At 54.3% G+C, this 15619-nt stretch carries 12 protein-coding genes; 8 read left to right on the top strand and 4 right to left on the bottom strand.

What is annotated here, in order from left to right:
- Positions 1–10: 10 nt before the first annotated feature.
- From HN413_01340 to HN413_01330, 3 genes are all read right to left on the bottom strand, one after another.
- The gene (locus HN413_01340) at positions 11–1600 is read right to left on the bottom strand and encodes a phosphoglycerate dehydrogenase (protein ID MBT3389034.1); all 1590 of its coding nucleotides are present in this window, start codon (positions 1598–1600) and stop codon (positions 11–13) included.
- Between the two features lie 122 nt (positions 1601–1722).
- Complete coding sequence (locus HN413_01335) at positions 1723–2562, bottom strand: HAD-IB family phosphatase (GenBank protein ID MBT3389033.1); 840 nt, start codon at positions 2560–2562, stop codon at positions 1723–1725.
- Between the two features lie 71 nt (positions 2563–2633).
- Positions 2634–4994, bottom strand: coding sequence for a penicillin acylase family protein (locus HN413_01330; GenBank protein MBT3389032.1), 2361 nt, complete (start codon positions 4992–4994; stop codon positions 2634–2636).
- A 204-nt stretch (positions 4995–5198) separates the two neighbouring features.
- Between HN413_01330 and ftcD the strand changes: the two genes are divergently transcribed.
- The 4 genes from ftcD (at position 5199) to HN413_01310 (ending at position 9467) form a co-directional block, all read left to right on the top strand.
- Complete coding sequence (ftcD, locus tag HN413_01325) at positions 5199–6734, top strand: glutamate formimidoyltransferase (protein MBT3389031.1); 1536 nt, start codon at positions 5199–5201, stop codon at positions 6732–6734.
- Complete coding sequence (locus HN413_01320; GenBank protein MBT3389030.1) at positions 6731–7831, top strand: M23 family metallopeptidase; 1101 nt, start codon at positions 6731–6733, stop codon at positions 7829–7831. Before ftcD ends, HN413_01320 begins: the two co-directional genes overlap by 4 nt.
- 95 nt (positions 7832–7926) lie before the next feature.
- Positions 7927–8481: a dCTP deaminase gene (locus tag HN413_01315; GenBank protein ID MBT3389029.1), complete on the top strand. Its 555-nt coding sequence runs from the start codon at positions 7927–7929 to the stop codon at positions 8479–8481.
- A 92-nt stretch (positions 8482–8573) separates the two neighbouring features.
- Positions 8574–9467: a DUF1028 domain-containing protein gene (locus HN413_01310; GenBank protein MBT3389028.1), complete on the top strand. Its 894-nt coding sequence runs from the start codon at positions 8574–8576 to the stop codon at positions 9465–9467.
- 29 nt (positions 9468–9496) lie between these two features.
- Here HN413_01310 and HN413_01305 read toward each other — a convergent pair whose 3' ends face one another.
- Positions 9497–10672, bottom strand: a complete 1176-nt coding sequence (locus HN413_01305) for a hypothetical protein (protein ID MBT3389027.1) — start codon at positions 10670–10672, stop codon at positions 9497–9499.
- Positions 10673–10998: 326 nt separating this feature from the next.
- Here HN413_01305 and HN413_01300 point away from each other — a divergent pair, with 326 nt between their 5' ends.
- The 4 genes from HN413_01300 to HN413_01285 all read left to right on the top strand — a co-directional run bounded on the left by HN413_01300 (position 10999) and on the right by HN413_01285 (position 15400).
- Entirely contained in the window at positions 10999–12057 is a 1059-nt protein-coding gene (locus HN413_01300) for an amino acid ABC transporter substrate-binding protein (GenBank protein ID MBT3389026.1), read from the top strand.
- Between the two features lie 160 nt (positions 12058–12217).
- Positions 12218–13402: an ABC transporter permease subunit gene (locus HN413_01295; protein ID MBT3389025.1), complete on the top strand. Its 1185-nt coding sequence runs from the start codon at positions 12218–12220 to the stop codon at positions 13400–13402.
- Positions 13403–13404: 2 nt separating this feature from the next.
- Positions 13405–14610 (top strand): amino acid ABC transporter permease, encoded by a 1206-nt coding sequence (locus HN413_01290; GenBank protein MBT3389024.1) that lies wholly within the window; start codon positions 13405–13407, stop codon positions 14608–14610.
- A gap of 34 nt (positions 14611–14644) precedes the next feature.
- Positions 14645–15400: an amino acid ABC transporter ATP-binding protein gene (locus tag HN413_01285; protein ID MBT3389023.1), complete on the top strand. Its 756-nt coding sequence runs from the start codon at positions 14645–14647 to the stop codon at positions 15398–15400.
- Positions 15401–15619: the final 219 nt, after the last annotated feature.

The following is a 15619-nucleotide window of genomic DNA, read 5'->3' as shown; positions in this document are numbered from 1 at the left end:
TAAATGAGTTTTATAAATGTACCAGCCGCGCCCGGCGGATTTCGGGTTCGCTTTCGAATTCGGCGCGCAGGGTCGCGGGAACAGGATCGTCGATGTTGATAAAAGAAACCGCCTGGCCCCCAGGTCGTTCGCGCCCATAGCGCCATTGGGCCACATTTATTTTGCCGCGTCCCAGGCGATCCCCCACCTTGCCGATCACGCCAGGGATATCATCATTCTCTAAAATCAGCACATAGCCCTCGGGGTAGGCATCCACTTCAAACTGATCATACTGCACCAGCCGCGCTTCACCATTGCCAAATAACACCCCCGCCACGATGCGTTCGCCGCCCTCCCAATAAATTTTGCAGGCAATCAGGTTGGGATAATCGGCCTGATCGACCAGACCTTTGACCTGCGCCGTAGTAATGCCCTGCTCGTGGGCCAACATCGGGGCAGAAACCCAGTTGACAGTGCAACAATCCACCGGACGCAGCAAGCCTTTGAGCAACACAGCCGCCACCGGGCGGATCAACCCGTCCAATCCTTCACCGAGCAACTCTACTTCAATGCGCGTAATCCAGCCATCGGCCAATTGTCCCTGCAACTTCCCCAACTTCGAGGCCAGATGAATATACGGCCTGACAGCATGATAGGGCGTTTCGGGCGTGAATGGCAAATTGACTACGTTGCGATAATCTTCGCCGCGCAGCGCCGCCAGGGTATCTTCAGCAATTTGAACAGAAGTCTGACGCTGGGATTCAACCGTATTCTCGCCCAAATGGGGCGTGACCAAAACTTTGGGATGCAGGCGCAGCGGCGCGTCGGGTGGGGGTGGTTCGACCGAAAATTGGTCAAGCGCCGCCCCGGCGAGGGTACCATTCTCGAGGGTCTGCACCAAAGCGGTTTCATCGATCAGGCCGGGATGCGTGCAGTTAATCAGATAACTGCCGGATTTCATCTGCGTAAAGGCATCCGCATCCATGATGGCATGAGTCTGTGCCGAGTAGGCCGTATGCAGGCTGAGAATATCGGCCCGCGCCAATAATTCGGGGAAGTTGACAATCTCGACGCCCTGCTGACGTGCGAAGGAAAGATCGATATACGGGTCATAGACCAGCACATTGATGTCAAAAGCCTGAGCACGGATGGCTACAGCGCGCCCGGTTTGCCCAAAGCCAATAATCCCCAGGGTTTTCCCGGCCAGCAAGAAACCGCGCATTTCATGCCGCGGCCACTCTCCACGGCGCATGGCATTATGCCCGGCGGGGATACTGCGTGCCAGCGAGAGCAACAAGCCAAAGGTATGTTCGACGACCGCGGTGACATTGACATCGGGCACGTTCAACACCAGAATGCCGCGGTGCGTAGCAGCCTCAACGTCAATATTTTCGATGCGTTCTCCGGCGCGGGCAATCACTTGCAGCTTTTGAGCCGCGGCGAGGAATTCTGCATCAACGCGGGTGGAGGCACGCACAATCACGGCATCGGCTTCGGGGAGCGCGGCCAATATCTCGGCGCGGGTTTCAAACGGCCCGCTGATGATGACATCGTCAACGGCGTGTAAAATAGCACGTCCGGGGGAGTCGAGTTGGTCAGTGATGAGAATGTGGAAGGTCATAAGTATCTCAAGGCATTAACGCAAAGTCGCTAAGACACCAGGACACAAAGAAAAATATATCAAAGCTTTGCGTCGCCTGTGCCCTTAGGGTATTGTTCCTTTGCGTCGTTGCGTTATAGTTTTTACCGCTTCAGCGCGTGCAAAAACGCGGCGCGGGTTTCGGGGTTGCGGAAGGTGACTTCATCGGTATAGATACGCTGCAAACCATCGGCCCACAGGAGGGCAGTCTGGGATGTATTGCCCAATTGACCCAATGCCAACGGCAGGATGGGGGCAAGTGTTAGGGTATGGATGTAGACGGGTGACTCATCAGCGATACGCTGGCGAAAGGCCGCCCCGCCAAAGCCAACGAACAAATCGACATCGTATTGCACTTCCATATCTGAGAGGCCGTCACCGACCATCAACACGCGTCCGGGGTAGGCGGCGCGGATACGGGCTACGATCTGATTCTTGCCACCCATCATCGTCAGCGGATTGGCTTCGATATCCATATACTGAGCGCGGGGATTGCGGCCGCCGGGATGCTCCCAATAGCGCCACCACGGCCCAGAAAGCTGATCGTATTCCATATCTACGGCAAAAATCTGCTCGCGCGGCACACCCAGCCAGACGCCGAAATCGCGCACCGGCTCGATCAATCCGCCACTGACGATGAAGACTTTAACGCCCGATGTTTGCAGTGCGTCGATTACAGCTTTCGCATCAGGAATCACGGTTTCGCGGTAAAGCTGGGCAATATGTTGCACCTGTGCCTGGGTGGGGTTGGCCGTCACCAGGCGATGACCGTAGACCGCTTCGAGGGGAATATCGCCTTCCATCGCTTTTTTGGTTAGCAAAGCGACATCGTGCTCGTGGCCGGTCATACGGGCGAGTTCGTCAATGCCCTCAATAGTGCTGAGGGTGCTGTCGCAATCAAAAACGACAATATTGGAAATGGGCCAAATGGGAGGAGGGTTCATAGTTAATGATGAATTGTGAATGCAGAATGTCGGTTTCTATTCTGCATTCATCATTTTGCACTCTGCATTTTTTAAGGCTTCAATACCAAAGTGTGCTGTGAGGCTTCGTCCACCTGCGCCCGTGTCCACAGCATGGGGTGGTACTCAACATTCAGCCAGAGTTCGGCGAGATCGTCATAATGCGGGCTGGCAAGCTGACCCGATTGTCCGGGCGGGTGCATCGAGAGCGATTGGCTCAGGTCTTTCATATCAACAATCTGGCGGAAAGTGGGCGACCAGGCGCGGTTGTTGTAGGGAGCGCCGGGAGCCATAGCCGTCTGGCAGGGAGTGTCGGCGTCGCCACCAATTGCATAGGGGCCGCGGTTGAAGGCCTGATCGAGGGGTTTCTGCGCTCCGAGGGGATGCTCAAAATTGACCTTATGGAAATTGCCCCAAGCCCAGTCGCTTTCGTCGGGGCCGAGAGTTTCTCGCAACCAGGCAATCGCTTCTGCCAAACTGCGCCCAACCCAGTTTTCGTATCCACCAGCCTGCTGCACCCACCACGAGTCGGGGTTGGCGAGCATACGCAGCAGCACAACCGTATCGTGGCCGAAAAATTCATTGGAATGCATCAACAACGGATGGAAGCCCTCGCCCATGACGCGCGTGGAAAGTTCCGCACCCAGGCCGGGAACAAACAGATTGCGCACCAGGGTGTAGCGCACGACTTCATATACCGCACCGCCAACGCTCTCCGGGGCGAGAATTCCATCCCATGCAGATAACAACTCAAGAGTACGCGTCGCATCCCCCCCTTCGGGAACAGGGAAATCTTTGAGCCGCGCTTGGAGTTCGATCCCCGGCAAGCAAGTGAAATCCCGATGGAAACGGGCGTGATCCTGCAAACTGAGTTGATCCTGCCCCTCAATGAGGTCCGACAACCGCCGGGCGCGGTAGCCGTTCATCCAGACATTGCCGAGAAAATGAGGGTAGTCATCGGGGACAACTTTGTGATTGCAGGTGACGAGATAGCCTTGCTCGGGGTTGAGGGCGTGGGGCATCGCCTCAAATGGCACTTCGCCCACCCATTCGAATTCGCCCGTCCAACCCGGCGCGGGGGTGCTGCCATCGCCTTTGGCGCGCACCGGCACGCGCCCGCTGGCCCAATAGCCAATATTATTCTCAACATCCGCGTAAGCTACATTGAGTTGCGGGGCTTCAATGCAGCGCATGGCTTCGACAAAATCATCCCAGCCGCGAGCTGTGTTGAGGCGCAGCCAACCCTCGAGAGCGGGAACCGGCTGCAAAGCCATCGACTGCACGGCAACTTTTTGCGCCGGGTAGCCGACCACATCCGAGATGATTGGCCCGTGGCGGGTGACGATGACGCGCTCAATATGCGTCTCTTTGCGCCCTTTGACGCGGATCGGCTCCTCGATGATTTCGGCAGCATGCCATTCATCTTTGTACAGATAGCGGTTTTCGGCATCCAACTGCTCGATATACAGGTCTTCGGCATCGATGAAGGCTAACGTCATGCCCCAGGCAATGCGCTCGTTGTGGCCGACAAGTATCATCGGTACACCCGGCAGGCTAACCCCGGTGACGTGAAAATCGGGGGCGTGCAGGTGAGTTTCGTACCACAGGGAGGGCATACTGACCGCCAGGTGCATGTCGTTGCTCAAGACAGCTCCGCCGGTAGCGCTGCGACGCGGCGAAACGGCCCAGGCATTACTGCCCTTGCCGCGGTCGAGAAACGGGCTGGGGATTTTGCGCAGCAGGCCATCGGGGTCGAGGGCATTGAATTCGATACCCTGTGGCAACGTCAGAGGGTTGCCCGCCGGGAAATGAATCTCCAACTCGGCGGCGTGTTCCGGGCCAACTTTTTCGACGATCTCAGCCCGTAAAATTTCACCCTGCCAGGCATGGGAGAGCTGCCAGATCATCACACGCGCAAACTGGGCGCTCTCTTCGGGCTGCCAGGGGGCAGGTTTATGCCCCAGCAAAGTGAACTCCACCGGCAGTTTGGATTTGGGATGCGCCATAAAGGCGTTCACGCCCGCAGCGTAGGCCGTGAGAGCGTCTTTGACATCGGGCGCGCCGCGCTCGAAATCAACGCGGCCCAGGCGGGCAAATCCGAAAGTACGGATAGCGCGGTCGGTATCAAAGGCTATTTCGCCAAACAATTCGCTGAGCGTGCCCTGCGCCGTGCGTCGATTGAGTTCCATCTGGAAGAGACGATCCTGTGCGTGGGCAAATCCCTGGGCGAAGAACAGGTCGGCGCGGTTTTCGGCGTAGATGTGGGGAATGCCCCAACGGTCGCGAATAATCTCGACGGGAGCCGTCAGGCCTTGAAGGGTCAGCGTGCCATCCGTTTGGGGTAGGCGGGCGCGGCTCATCGGCGTGAGAATCAAACGAGCTAACGATCCGAGGAATGTTTTTTTTGCGGGCATGGTAACTCCAGGCAAATGCAGAATGCAGAAGGATAAACACTTGTACCTGCGGTGCCAAGTGCAGGTGTGATGAACATTCTGCATTCCGCATTCATCATTCTGCGTTTGTCTCTGCAATTGTAACCGAATTACGCGCTTCCTTTGGGGGTTGGGTATAATTACCCCTGTTATCCAATTGCCAGATTCCCAATCCCTGAGGTTTTTATGACTACTCCCCTTGTTGAATGTGTACCCAATTTCTCCGAAGGCCGCCGCCCGGAGGTGATTCAGGCGATTTCTGATTCAATTGCCGCTGTGAACGACGTTTATGTACTCGACCATCACATGGATTCCGATCACAACCGCACCGTGATCACCTACGTGGGTTCACCTGAAGGCGTGGAAGAAGCCGCCTTCCACAGTATTGCCAAAGCCGCCGAACTCATCAATCTTGATGAGCATGAGGGCGCACATCCCCGCATTGGGGCCACGGATGTGGTGCCGTTCATCCCCATCTCCGGTGTGACCATGCAAGATTGTGTAGAAATTGCCCGCCGGGTGGGGCAGCGCGTGGGCGAAGAACTCAATATTCCCATGTATCTCTACGAAGAAGCCGCCCAACGCCCCGACCGCACCCGCCTGGAAGTCATCCGCAAGGGCGAATACGAAACCCTGAAAGAGATCATCGCCACAGACCCCTTCCGTGCGCCGGATTATGGCCCTAAAAAACTCGGTCCCGCCGGGGCGACCGTCATTGGGGCACGCGAGTTTCTCGTTGCTTACAACGTTTACCTGACCACGGACGATGTTGAGATTGCCAAGAAAATCGCCAAAACTATCCGCAACTCATCCGGCGGGCTGCGCTACGTCAAGGGTTTGGGTTTGCTGGTCGATGGCATGGCACAGGTTTCGATGAACCTGACCAATTTCCGCAAAACGCCCCTGGCCCTGGTGGTAGAGACCATCCGGCGCGAGGCACAGCGCTACGGGGTGGGTATCCGTCACAGTGAGTTGGTCGGCCTGATTCCGCAGGATGCCCTGGTCGACGCGGCCGTATGGTACACGCAGATGGATCAGTTTGAGCCGGATCAAATTCTGGAGAAAAAGTTATATGCCGCTCAACAAGTTGACCGTGGAACGTTAAACGTTCAACCTTCAACCTTTATAGACTCGCTCGCCGAAGGAAACCCCACCCCCGGGGGCGGCTCCGCCGCGGCCTATGCCGGAGCGATGGGTGCGGGGCTGGTCTCGATGGTGGCGCGGCTGACCCTGGGCAAAAAGAAATACGCCGAAGTGGAATCGCAAATGCAGGCCATCCTGGACGAATCCGAAGCCCTGCGCGCCGACCTGACCACCACTGTGGCGCGCGATGCAGCCGCCTTTGACGGCATTATGGCGGCCTTCAAGCTCGCCAAGGACGACCCCGCCCGCGAGCAGGCTATTCAGGATGCCACTCTGCACGCCGCCAAAGTGCCGCTGGAAGTGGCGGGGAAATCCCTGCGAGTAATGGAGTTGGCGCTGCAAGCGGTCAGTGTGGGCAACCTTAACGCCATCACCGATGCCGGAACTGGCGCAGCGATGGCGCAGGCTGCACTGAGCGGCGCGGGCTATAACGTGTGCATCAATATTCTAGGCTTGAACGACAAAGACATTGCCGATAATCTGGTCAACGAAGTCCAGGCCATCAAAGCAAAAGCCGCCGAGTTGCAGAAGCAAATTCGCGTGCAACTGACTGAGCGCGGCGGATTGGCGTTAGCATGAAGAAACGGTTGAAGGTTGAAGGTTGCAGGTTACAAGTTGAAAGTTACAAGTTGAAAGTTGAAAGTTGCAGGTTGCAGGTTTGGCAGATTTTTCTCGTCGTTGGTTTTCTGACGACACTGTCTGCCTGCGCGCCTACCACTGCAAATCAAGAACTGGCGACCACCGAAATTAGTTCGGTGACCGAAACCCAACCTTCAACGTTAAACCTGCAACCTTCAACACCTACCCCCAACCCCCCAACCCCAACGCTCCTCCCTCCCACGCCCACCCCGCTCCCCTGCAATGATGAATTCTGCATCCATGCGGGTCACTTTATCTTTCAGCGCCCGATCGCGCCTGATCTCGTCGATGTGGTAGACCCCTCCTATCGCTTCGGCAACACCGCCAATGGCCTGCGAAAAACCCACCACGGTGTAGAATTCGTCAACCCGCAGGGCACACCGGTGCTGGCCGCTGCCAATGGTCTGATCATCATCGCCGGAAACGATTATCAAGACCCCCTGGCTGATTTTCCCGCATTTTACGGCAACGTCGTCGTGATTGAACATACCTTCCCGGATACCCAATTACCTAATTACCTAATGCCGGTTTACACGCTCTACGGGCATCTCTCCGAGGTGCGCGCCGAAGTCGGGCAGCAGGTCAACGCCGGGGATGTGATCGGACTGGTCGGCTTCACCGGGGCAGCAATTGGCGAACATCTGCATTTCGAAGTCCGTCAGGGCGAGAACAGCTATCGAGCCACGCGCAATCCCGAACTGTGGCTGTCACCCCATCTCGATGAGTCTGAACAACCCACCGGGGCAATCGCCGGACATATCGTGGACGAATATGGTAATTCGATCTATATCCCCACCATCACCATCGAACAGATCAACCCGGCGAGCGGCGACATCCTGGCCGTTTACTACCTCGAGGGCTACGCTGACTGGACGGTCAACGGCGACGATGTGTGGGGGGAGGCCTTCGCTCTCGGCGACATCCCCGCCGGTCAGTACCGCATTAGCTTTGTGGCCCGCGGGCTGCAAAACTATACGATCGAAGTCCTGCCCGGTATGGTGACGGTGATCACTTTTGATGCGAAAAAAAATAACTAACCGCGAAGACACAAAGGCTCAAAGAAAAAAATTTCTTGGTGGCTTTGTGCCTTTGTGGTGAAAAATATTTACTCACCACAAAAAGGAAACACACTATGGGACTCAAACCTGACCACTGGATACGTAAAATGGCGCAAGAACAACGCATGATCGAACCCTTCGAGCCGGGACAAGTGCGCAACGGCGTAATTTCGTATGGCGTTTCATCCTATGGCTACGACATCCGTGTGGCCGATGAATTCAAAATTTTCACCAACGTGCATTCCGCCATCGTTGACCCCAAGAACTTTGACCCCAAATCGATGGTGGATTTTACAGGCGATGTCTGCATCATCCCCCCGAATTCATTTGCACTGGCGCGCACAATGGAATATTTCCGCATCCCGCGCGGCGTACTCACGATTTGTTTGGGCAAAAGCACCTACGCTCGCTGCGGCCTGATCGTCAACGTGACCCCCTTCGAACCCGAATGGGAGGGCTACGTCACGCTCGAAATCTCCAACACCACCCCGCTGCCCGCCAAAATTTACTCCAATGAGGGCATCGCCCAGGTTTTATTCTTCGAAGCCGATGAAGAGTGTGAAGTTTCTTATGCCGATAAAAAGGGCAAGTACCAATACCAACAATCAATTGAGTTGCCGAAGTTGTAAAAGCGCAACGCAAAGTCGCTTAGGCGCAAAGATGCCAAGAAAAAAATAACTTTGCGTCTCTGCTTCTTTGCGCCCTTATGTTAAAAAATGTGATGAACTCAGTAAATATCGCTACATTCTCGATTGTTGCCCATGCCCCCGATGAACAAGCCTGGGGCGTGGCCGTGGCCTCCAAGTTTTTGGCAGTCGGCTCGGTCGTGCCCTGGGCGCAGGTTGGCGCCGGAGCGGTTGCCACACAAGCCTTTGCCAATACATCCTTTGGGCCACGCGCCCTTACTTTGATGCAACAAGGCCAATCCGCAGAAGAAGCCTTAGCCGGATTAATCGCCGCCGATGAAGGGAGTCCACGCCGACAGGTGGGACTCGTGGACAAAGCTGGACGTTCAGCTACTTACACCGGTGTGGAATGCAAGCCCTGGGCCGGGGGCTACGCCCAAAGCGGATTCGCGGTACAGGGCAACCTGCTCGCGGGGCCAGGCGTGATCGAAGCGATGGCCGAAACCTTTGAGCGCCACAACGGGCTGCTCCCCCAAAGGCTGTACGCGGCCCTGCTGGCCGGGGACCACGCCGGGGGCGACAAACGCGGTAAACAGAGCGCCGCAATTTTGGTCGTCAAAGCTGGGGGCGGTTACGGCGGCTTCAACGACCGCTGGATCGATTACCGCGTGGATAACGCGCCGAACCCGGTGGAAGAACTCGGCGAATTGCTGCGCCTGCACACTATTCACAACGAAACCAGCGCGCGCGCGGATCAAGTGCCGCTGCAGGGCGAGATTTTGCAAAATTTACAAATTTTACTGGCTGAGCGGGGATTTTACGCGGGCGACATCCACGGTAAATACGATGCCACCACACGTCAGGCCTTAGGGCTGCTGGTCGCCTATGAAAATATCAACGACCGCACCGATCTCGAACAGGGGCGCATCGATCAAATCGCGCTGGATTTTCTATTAAAACCGCAGATAGACGCAGATAAACGCGGCTGAAATAAAAATCCGCGTCTATCTGCGGTTGCTTATATTAACCAATCCAGCTCGGAGCGAGTGATGTTAATATTACGTTTCTGTAGTTCGGCAATCAGCGCATCGGATGAAACGTCCTTGCCGGGGGCAAGCAGGCCGCGTTTTTGGATCGCGCCACTCAAGATCATCTGTGCACCGATGCTGGCGGTATAGCCCACGGTACGCTGCATGGCAAGTAGACCCGTCTCCAGGTCGCGGCGATCCACCATCTGATAGATGATTCGTTTGCGCTGCCCATTTTTGAGACCACGCACATCGATGCGGATGGCGGCAATATCGCGCTCGTCGGCGGCGTATTGCAACTGCGGAGCCAGCAGATCATGCACGAACTGCCGCGGCGATACTTGAACATCCCCCACCTGAAGCGGCTCTTCGCTCAGAAAACCTAACTCGACCATTTTTTTCCAATAAGCCGAGTGCCCCGGCCAGCGCAACGAGTAGCGCCCGGTGGAGCGGGTGGTCTCTTGGATACCGAAAACATCCAGATATTTGACCGCGTCGCCGTTGTAATAGGCTTCCATGTGGCCGATGTCTTCCACATCCACATGGTGGAGAAATTCTTTGCTGAACATCTGGCCGGGGGTCAGGCTGATGACTTGCCCATCTTTAAGCATACGCGCCGGGCGCTGGTAGGCGCCGAGCACGCCTGCAAAAGTCCAGGAGATTTTGTATTTCAGAGGGTTGTTCGCTGCCTGGGGTTCAGGAACGCCTGTTCCGTAGGCGTGCAGTTCATGAACTTCATCCAACTCGCCGATGGCGCGCCCCACCAAAACCAGATCAATGCCTGGATCAAGGCCAAACTCCGGCAGCAGAGTCAGGCCGCGGGCCGCGGCTGAACATCCCAGTTCGGCATATTCCGGCAGAGCATACGAAGTCTCCACATAATGCGCGCCACTGTCAATCGCCAGGCGTGCCATTTCCAGGCGAAAAGTTTGCGGCAGCAGGGCAATGACAACATCGCCCGCGCGCATCAACTCGCGCACGCGGGCGTGATCGCGCACATCCAACTGAACTGGGGTAATTTTGGGGCTGTTGAGTTGGCTGGCATAGCTGCGCAACGCGGCAATATTGGCATCGGCAGCGATGATGTGTGAAACTTGGACGCTATTCGCCAGATCGTGTAGAGCAGCTTTGCCCTGAAGCCCAACACCCAGCAAGAGTATTTTCATGGATAGTTCTCCTAAAATGATGAATTTTGATGAAATGTAATTTAAATTAGGCCAATTTTCCGGATTCTACCAATAGAAGTATAAAAAATTCAAAAAAATCGTGGAAGTTTTGCCTACCTGACTGTCATAATAGCTTATTTTCTTTTATAATCTTAAGGTGATATGTATTTTACATTTTTCACGTAGTAATTCCATCGTCTATTACAACATAGAAATCAACATGGAGGATTAGGAGGTGCTTGGCACGCAAATATATCTATTATGTTCGCCTACAAGAAATTTCGATCAAAAACATAACAACACCCCTTTGGAGGAGGAAGTACGAAATGTCTAAAAAATTATTCCCGATTGTAGCTTTATTAATGGTGCTCGCCCTCGTGTTTGGCAGCCTGCCCGTTGCCGCTGGCAACGCCGCTCAGGAAGCTGGCTACGGCGCTACTTTGGCAACTGTTCAGGAACGCGGTTATGTAATCTGCGGCGGCAATGCCTCCGTACCTGGTTTTGGTTTCCTGGATGAAGCTGGTGATTACAATGGCTTCGACATTGATTTCTGTAAAGCCGTTGCGGCTGCCGTTTTCGGCGACGCTGAAGCTTACGAAATTCGCCCCCTTAGCTCGCAGGAACGCTTCTCGGCTCTGCAAAGTGGCGAGATTGACGTCTTGATCCGTAACACCACCTGGACGCTAACCCGCGACACCGAAGTTGGCGCCAACTTTGTTCACACCACCTTCTATGATGGGCAAGGCTTCATCGTCCGCAAGGCCGATGGCATCAATACCCTCGAAGATATGGATGGCGGCACCGTCTGCGTTCAGACCGGCACCACCACCGAAGCGAACCTGGCCGACACCTTCGCCGCCCGTGGCATCAGCTACGAACCGGTTGTTTACGAAGATGTTGAAACCGGTTGGACCACTTACGAAGAAGGTCGCTGCGACTCCTACACCACCGACAAATCCGGTTTGGTTGCCCGTCAGACTCTGCTGAGCGTTCCTGAAGATCACATGATCCTCGACGAGACCATCTCGAAAGAACCCCTCGGCCCCGTTGTCCGCCACGGTGACGATCAGTGGTTCGATATTGTCCAGTGGACCGTTTTCGCCACCTTCTTCGCTGAAGAACACGGCATCACCTCCGAAAACGCTGCCGAAATGATGGCTGCTACCACCAATCCTCGCGAAATGTCCTTCTTCGGCGCCGAAGGCGATCTGGGCGTCAAACTGGGCCTGAGCAACGACTGGGCTTATAACGTAATCAGCCTGGTTGGTAACTACGCCGAAATCTACAACCGCAACCTCGGCCCCGACACCGCCACCTACATCCCGCGTGGTTTGAACAGCCTGTACACCGACGGCGGTCTGCTCTACGCTCCGCCTTTCCGCTAAACAAAGCACGATCAACCGGGGGTCTACGAAATACGTAATACGGACTTTGGGGCATTGTCAGATTGGCAATGCCCCAATCCGAATCTGTCAAAGCAAGCTTCAATTTCAGACGAAGAAAACTTAGTGTTCAATCAAGTTTCTCTTTCGGGGAGTTTCGCCTATGGAAAAAACACAGACCACTCAACAAGCCACTATCCCCTTTTGGCGCGATGAGCGCGTTTTGCGTGTATTGGGGCAGATTATCTTCCTCATCGCCGTCATCGTTTTTGGTTATTATATTTACAATAATATGATAACTGCCCTGGCAAAACAGGGGATGACACCTAGCTTTGCCTTTTTGAATCAGACGGCTGGATTCGATATCGGTGAACGACTCATCGAATACGCACGGGCCGATTTCAACAAGAGGGCTGTGCTGGTAGCCGTGTTAAACACGGTTCAAGTCAGTATTGTCGGTATTATTCTTTCAACCATCTTGGGGGTCTTGCTCGGTGTCGCTCGGCTCTCAACCAATTTTCTAGTCGCCAAACTATCCAGCATCTATCTCGAAATTTTGCGGAACATCCCGTTGCTGGTGCTGCTCATCTTTTGGTATACTGGCATCTTCATCACACTACCACGCGTCAAAGAAGCCATCTCCATAGGAACATCCATTTTTATCAGCAATCGCGGCATGGTCATCCCGTGGGGTATTCCCACTGAAACCTGGCGCACGTATCTGATTATTCTTGGCGTGGGGCTGGTACTGGCAGCTATTGTGAATTGGCAGCTAAACTTGGTCGGCAAACGCACTGGACGCCCGCCGCTGGTGGCGCTCTGGACAACCATCACCTTTCTGGTTGTCGCCATCATCGGCTGGATTGCCCTGCCGCAATCGCCGCTAACCCTTGACCTGCCAGCGCTGCAAGGGTTGAACTTCAAGGGTGGCTATACCTTCTCGCCAGAGTATCTGGCGCTGCTTTCCGGTTTAGTGATCTACACCGCAGCGTTTGTAGGGGAAATTGTTCGGGCAGGAATCCTCTCGGTTTCCAAAGGACAGATTGAAGCCTCCCGTGCCCTGGGATTGAATGCGTTCCAAACCTTGCGCTTGATCGTCTTTCCGCAGGCGTTGCGCGTGATTGTGCCCCCGCTAACCAGTCAATACCTGAACCTGACGAAAAACTCGTCCCTGGCGGTTGCGATTGGGTATCCTGATCTGTTCGCCATCGCCGGAACCATGCACAATCAAACCGGGCGCTCGGTTGAGGTAATTGCCCTGATGATGGGTATTTATCTCTCAACCAGCCTGATCACTTCCGTGTTTATGAACTGGTATAACAAGAAAATTAAACTGGTGGAGCGATAGCCATGACGACAACTACTGCAAAATCAAAAGTCTTGCCGCCGCCCACCGAGCGATACTCCCTGTTAGGCTGGCTGCACAAGAATTTGTTCAGCACCTGGTATAACGCCCTGCTCACACTATTCGCCGCCTGGCTCACTTACGCCATGCTGAAGCCAACCCTCACTTGGGTTTTTGGTGAAGCCCGTTGGGATGTTATTTCTGCCAACCTGAAACTTTTTATGATTGGGCGTTATCCTATTGAGCAAGAGTGGCGCGTTTGGGTAGCCCTTTTCTTGCTCACCTGGGTGATTGGCCTGTCATGGGGTTCTTGGGTAAAGAAGTTTGAGTTATCGGGACTTGTCCTTTTGCTAATACCGGTATTCTTGGCTGTTTTACCCTTTAGCATGGATGACCGTCTGAAAATTTTGGGCTTGAGTGTTTTTAGCTTGATTGGGTATGTGATCGCAAAATCACGACCAGTCACTTTTTCAAAGGTCAGCATCTTTGCCTGGTTACTCTACTTCCCGGTGGGTTTGCTGATTATTCGAGGACTAACCGGGGACGAAGGCTTTTTCCCCGTTGTAGACACTCAGCTTTGGGGTGGCCTGATGCTCACCGTCTTACTGTCGGTGCTGGGTATTTTGTTCTCCTTCCCCATCGGTGTTTCACTGGCGTTAGGACGACAGTCCAAACTGCCCATTATTAGTTGGGTCAGCATTGGATTTATTGAAACGGTACGCGGCGTTCCGCTGATCACGATCTTGTTTATGATGGATTTGATGCTGCCGCTGTTCTTGCCATCCGAAATTCGTATCGAAAGCATCATCCGGGCGCTAGTCGGAATCACATTCTTCAGCGCGGCTTATATGGCCGAAAATGTGCGCGGCGGTCTGCAATCGATCCCCGCGGGGCAGCATGAAGCTTCCCACGCGCTGGGGTTGAGCGGTTTCCAGACCATGGCGTTTATCATTATGCCCCAAGCACTGCGAGCCGTAATCCCGATTTTGGTGAGCCAGTTTATCGGCTTGTTGAAAGACACCACCCTGGTGATGATCCTGAGCCTGTTCGACATCCTGGGCATCGGGAAAGCCGTTCTCGGCAACCCAGACTATATTGGGACTTCGCGCGAGGTATATCTCTTTATCGCTGCCGTATTCTGGATTTTGAGCTACGGTATGTCGTATGCCAGCCAACGCCTGGAAACTGCTCTGGGCCTGGGCGAACGATAGCCCGACTGCAACCTTGTATCAGGAGTTTAATAACATGAGTGAACTAAATACTAACGACCCCATTATCGTTTGCCAGGACGTACATAAATGGTACGGGCAGTTCCATGCCCTGCGCGGCATTGATATGGAAGTAAAAAAAGGCGAGGTCATCGTGATCTTCGGCCCCTCGGGGTCGGGAAAATCAACCTTTATCCGTACTATCAACCGCCTGGAAGAACATCAGGGCGGAAATATCATCGTTGACGGCATTGAGTTGACGCACGATGTACGTAATATCGAGGCCATCCGCAAGGAAACCGGGATGGTCTTCCAGCAATTCAATCTCTTCCCGCATCTGACGGTGTTGCAAAATATCACCCTGGCGCCGTTACAAGTGCATAAGTGGAAAAAAGAAAAAGCCGAAGAAGTTGCCATGCAGCTTCTGGAGCGGGTGGGTATCCCCGAACAAGCCGGAAAATTCCCCGGCCAGCTTTCGGGGGGTCAACAGCAGCGCGTGGCGATTGCCCGCGCCCTGGCAATGCAGCCCAAGATCATGCTCTTTGACGAGCCGACTTCGGCCCTTGACCCCGAAATGATTAAAGAAGTGCTCGATGTAATGACCGAACTGGCCAAGAGCGGCATGACCATGCTGGTTGTAACTCACGAAATGGGCTTTGCCCGCAGTGTAGCCGATCGCATGTTCTTCTTCGATGAAGGCCAGATTGTAGAAAGTGGCTCACCGGAAGACATCTACACCAATCCGCAAGAAGATCGCACCAAGCTATTCCTCTCGCAGATTTTGCAACATTAGAAAATCAGTATCCAAAAACAGGCAGACAGGGGTTGGGTCTGCCTGTTTTTGATTCCCGTAAGCGGATGGTATTGAACTTTAACGAGAATGGGGAAAATATACAAATATTTCGCAATATTCGCGTTCCAAACTGGAGCATTGATTTGTTCAATTCATGACATTTGTTGTATTCATCAACGGAAGTGTGAACATTGACAATCACATAAGCCAGGTGCGATT

Source organism: Chloroflexota bacterium, assembly GCA_018648225.1.
Lineage (GTDB): Bacteria > Chloroflexota > Anaerolineae > Anaerolineales > UBA11858 > NIOZ-UU35.
Note: the sequence above shows the minus strand (reverse complement) of the source record. Positions and strands in the feature narration are given on the sequence as shown.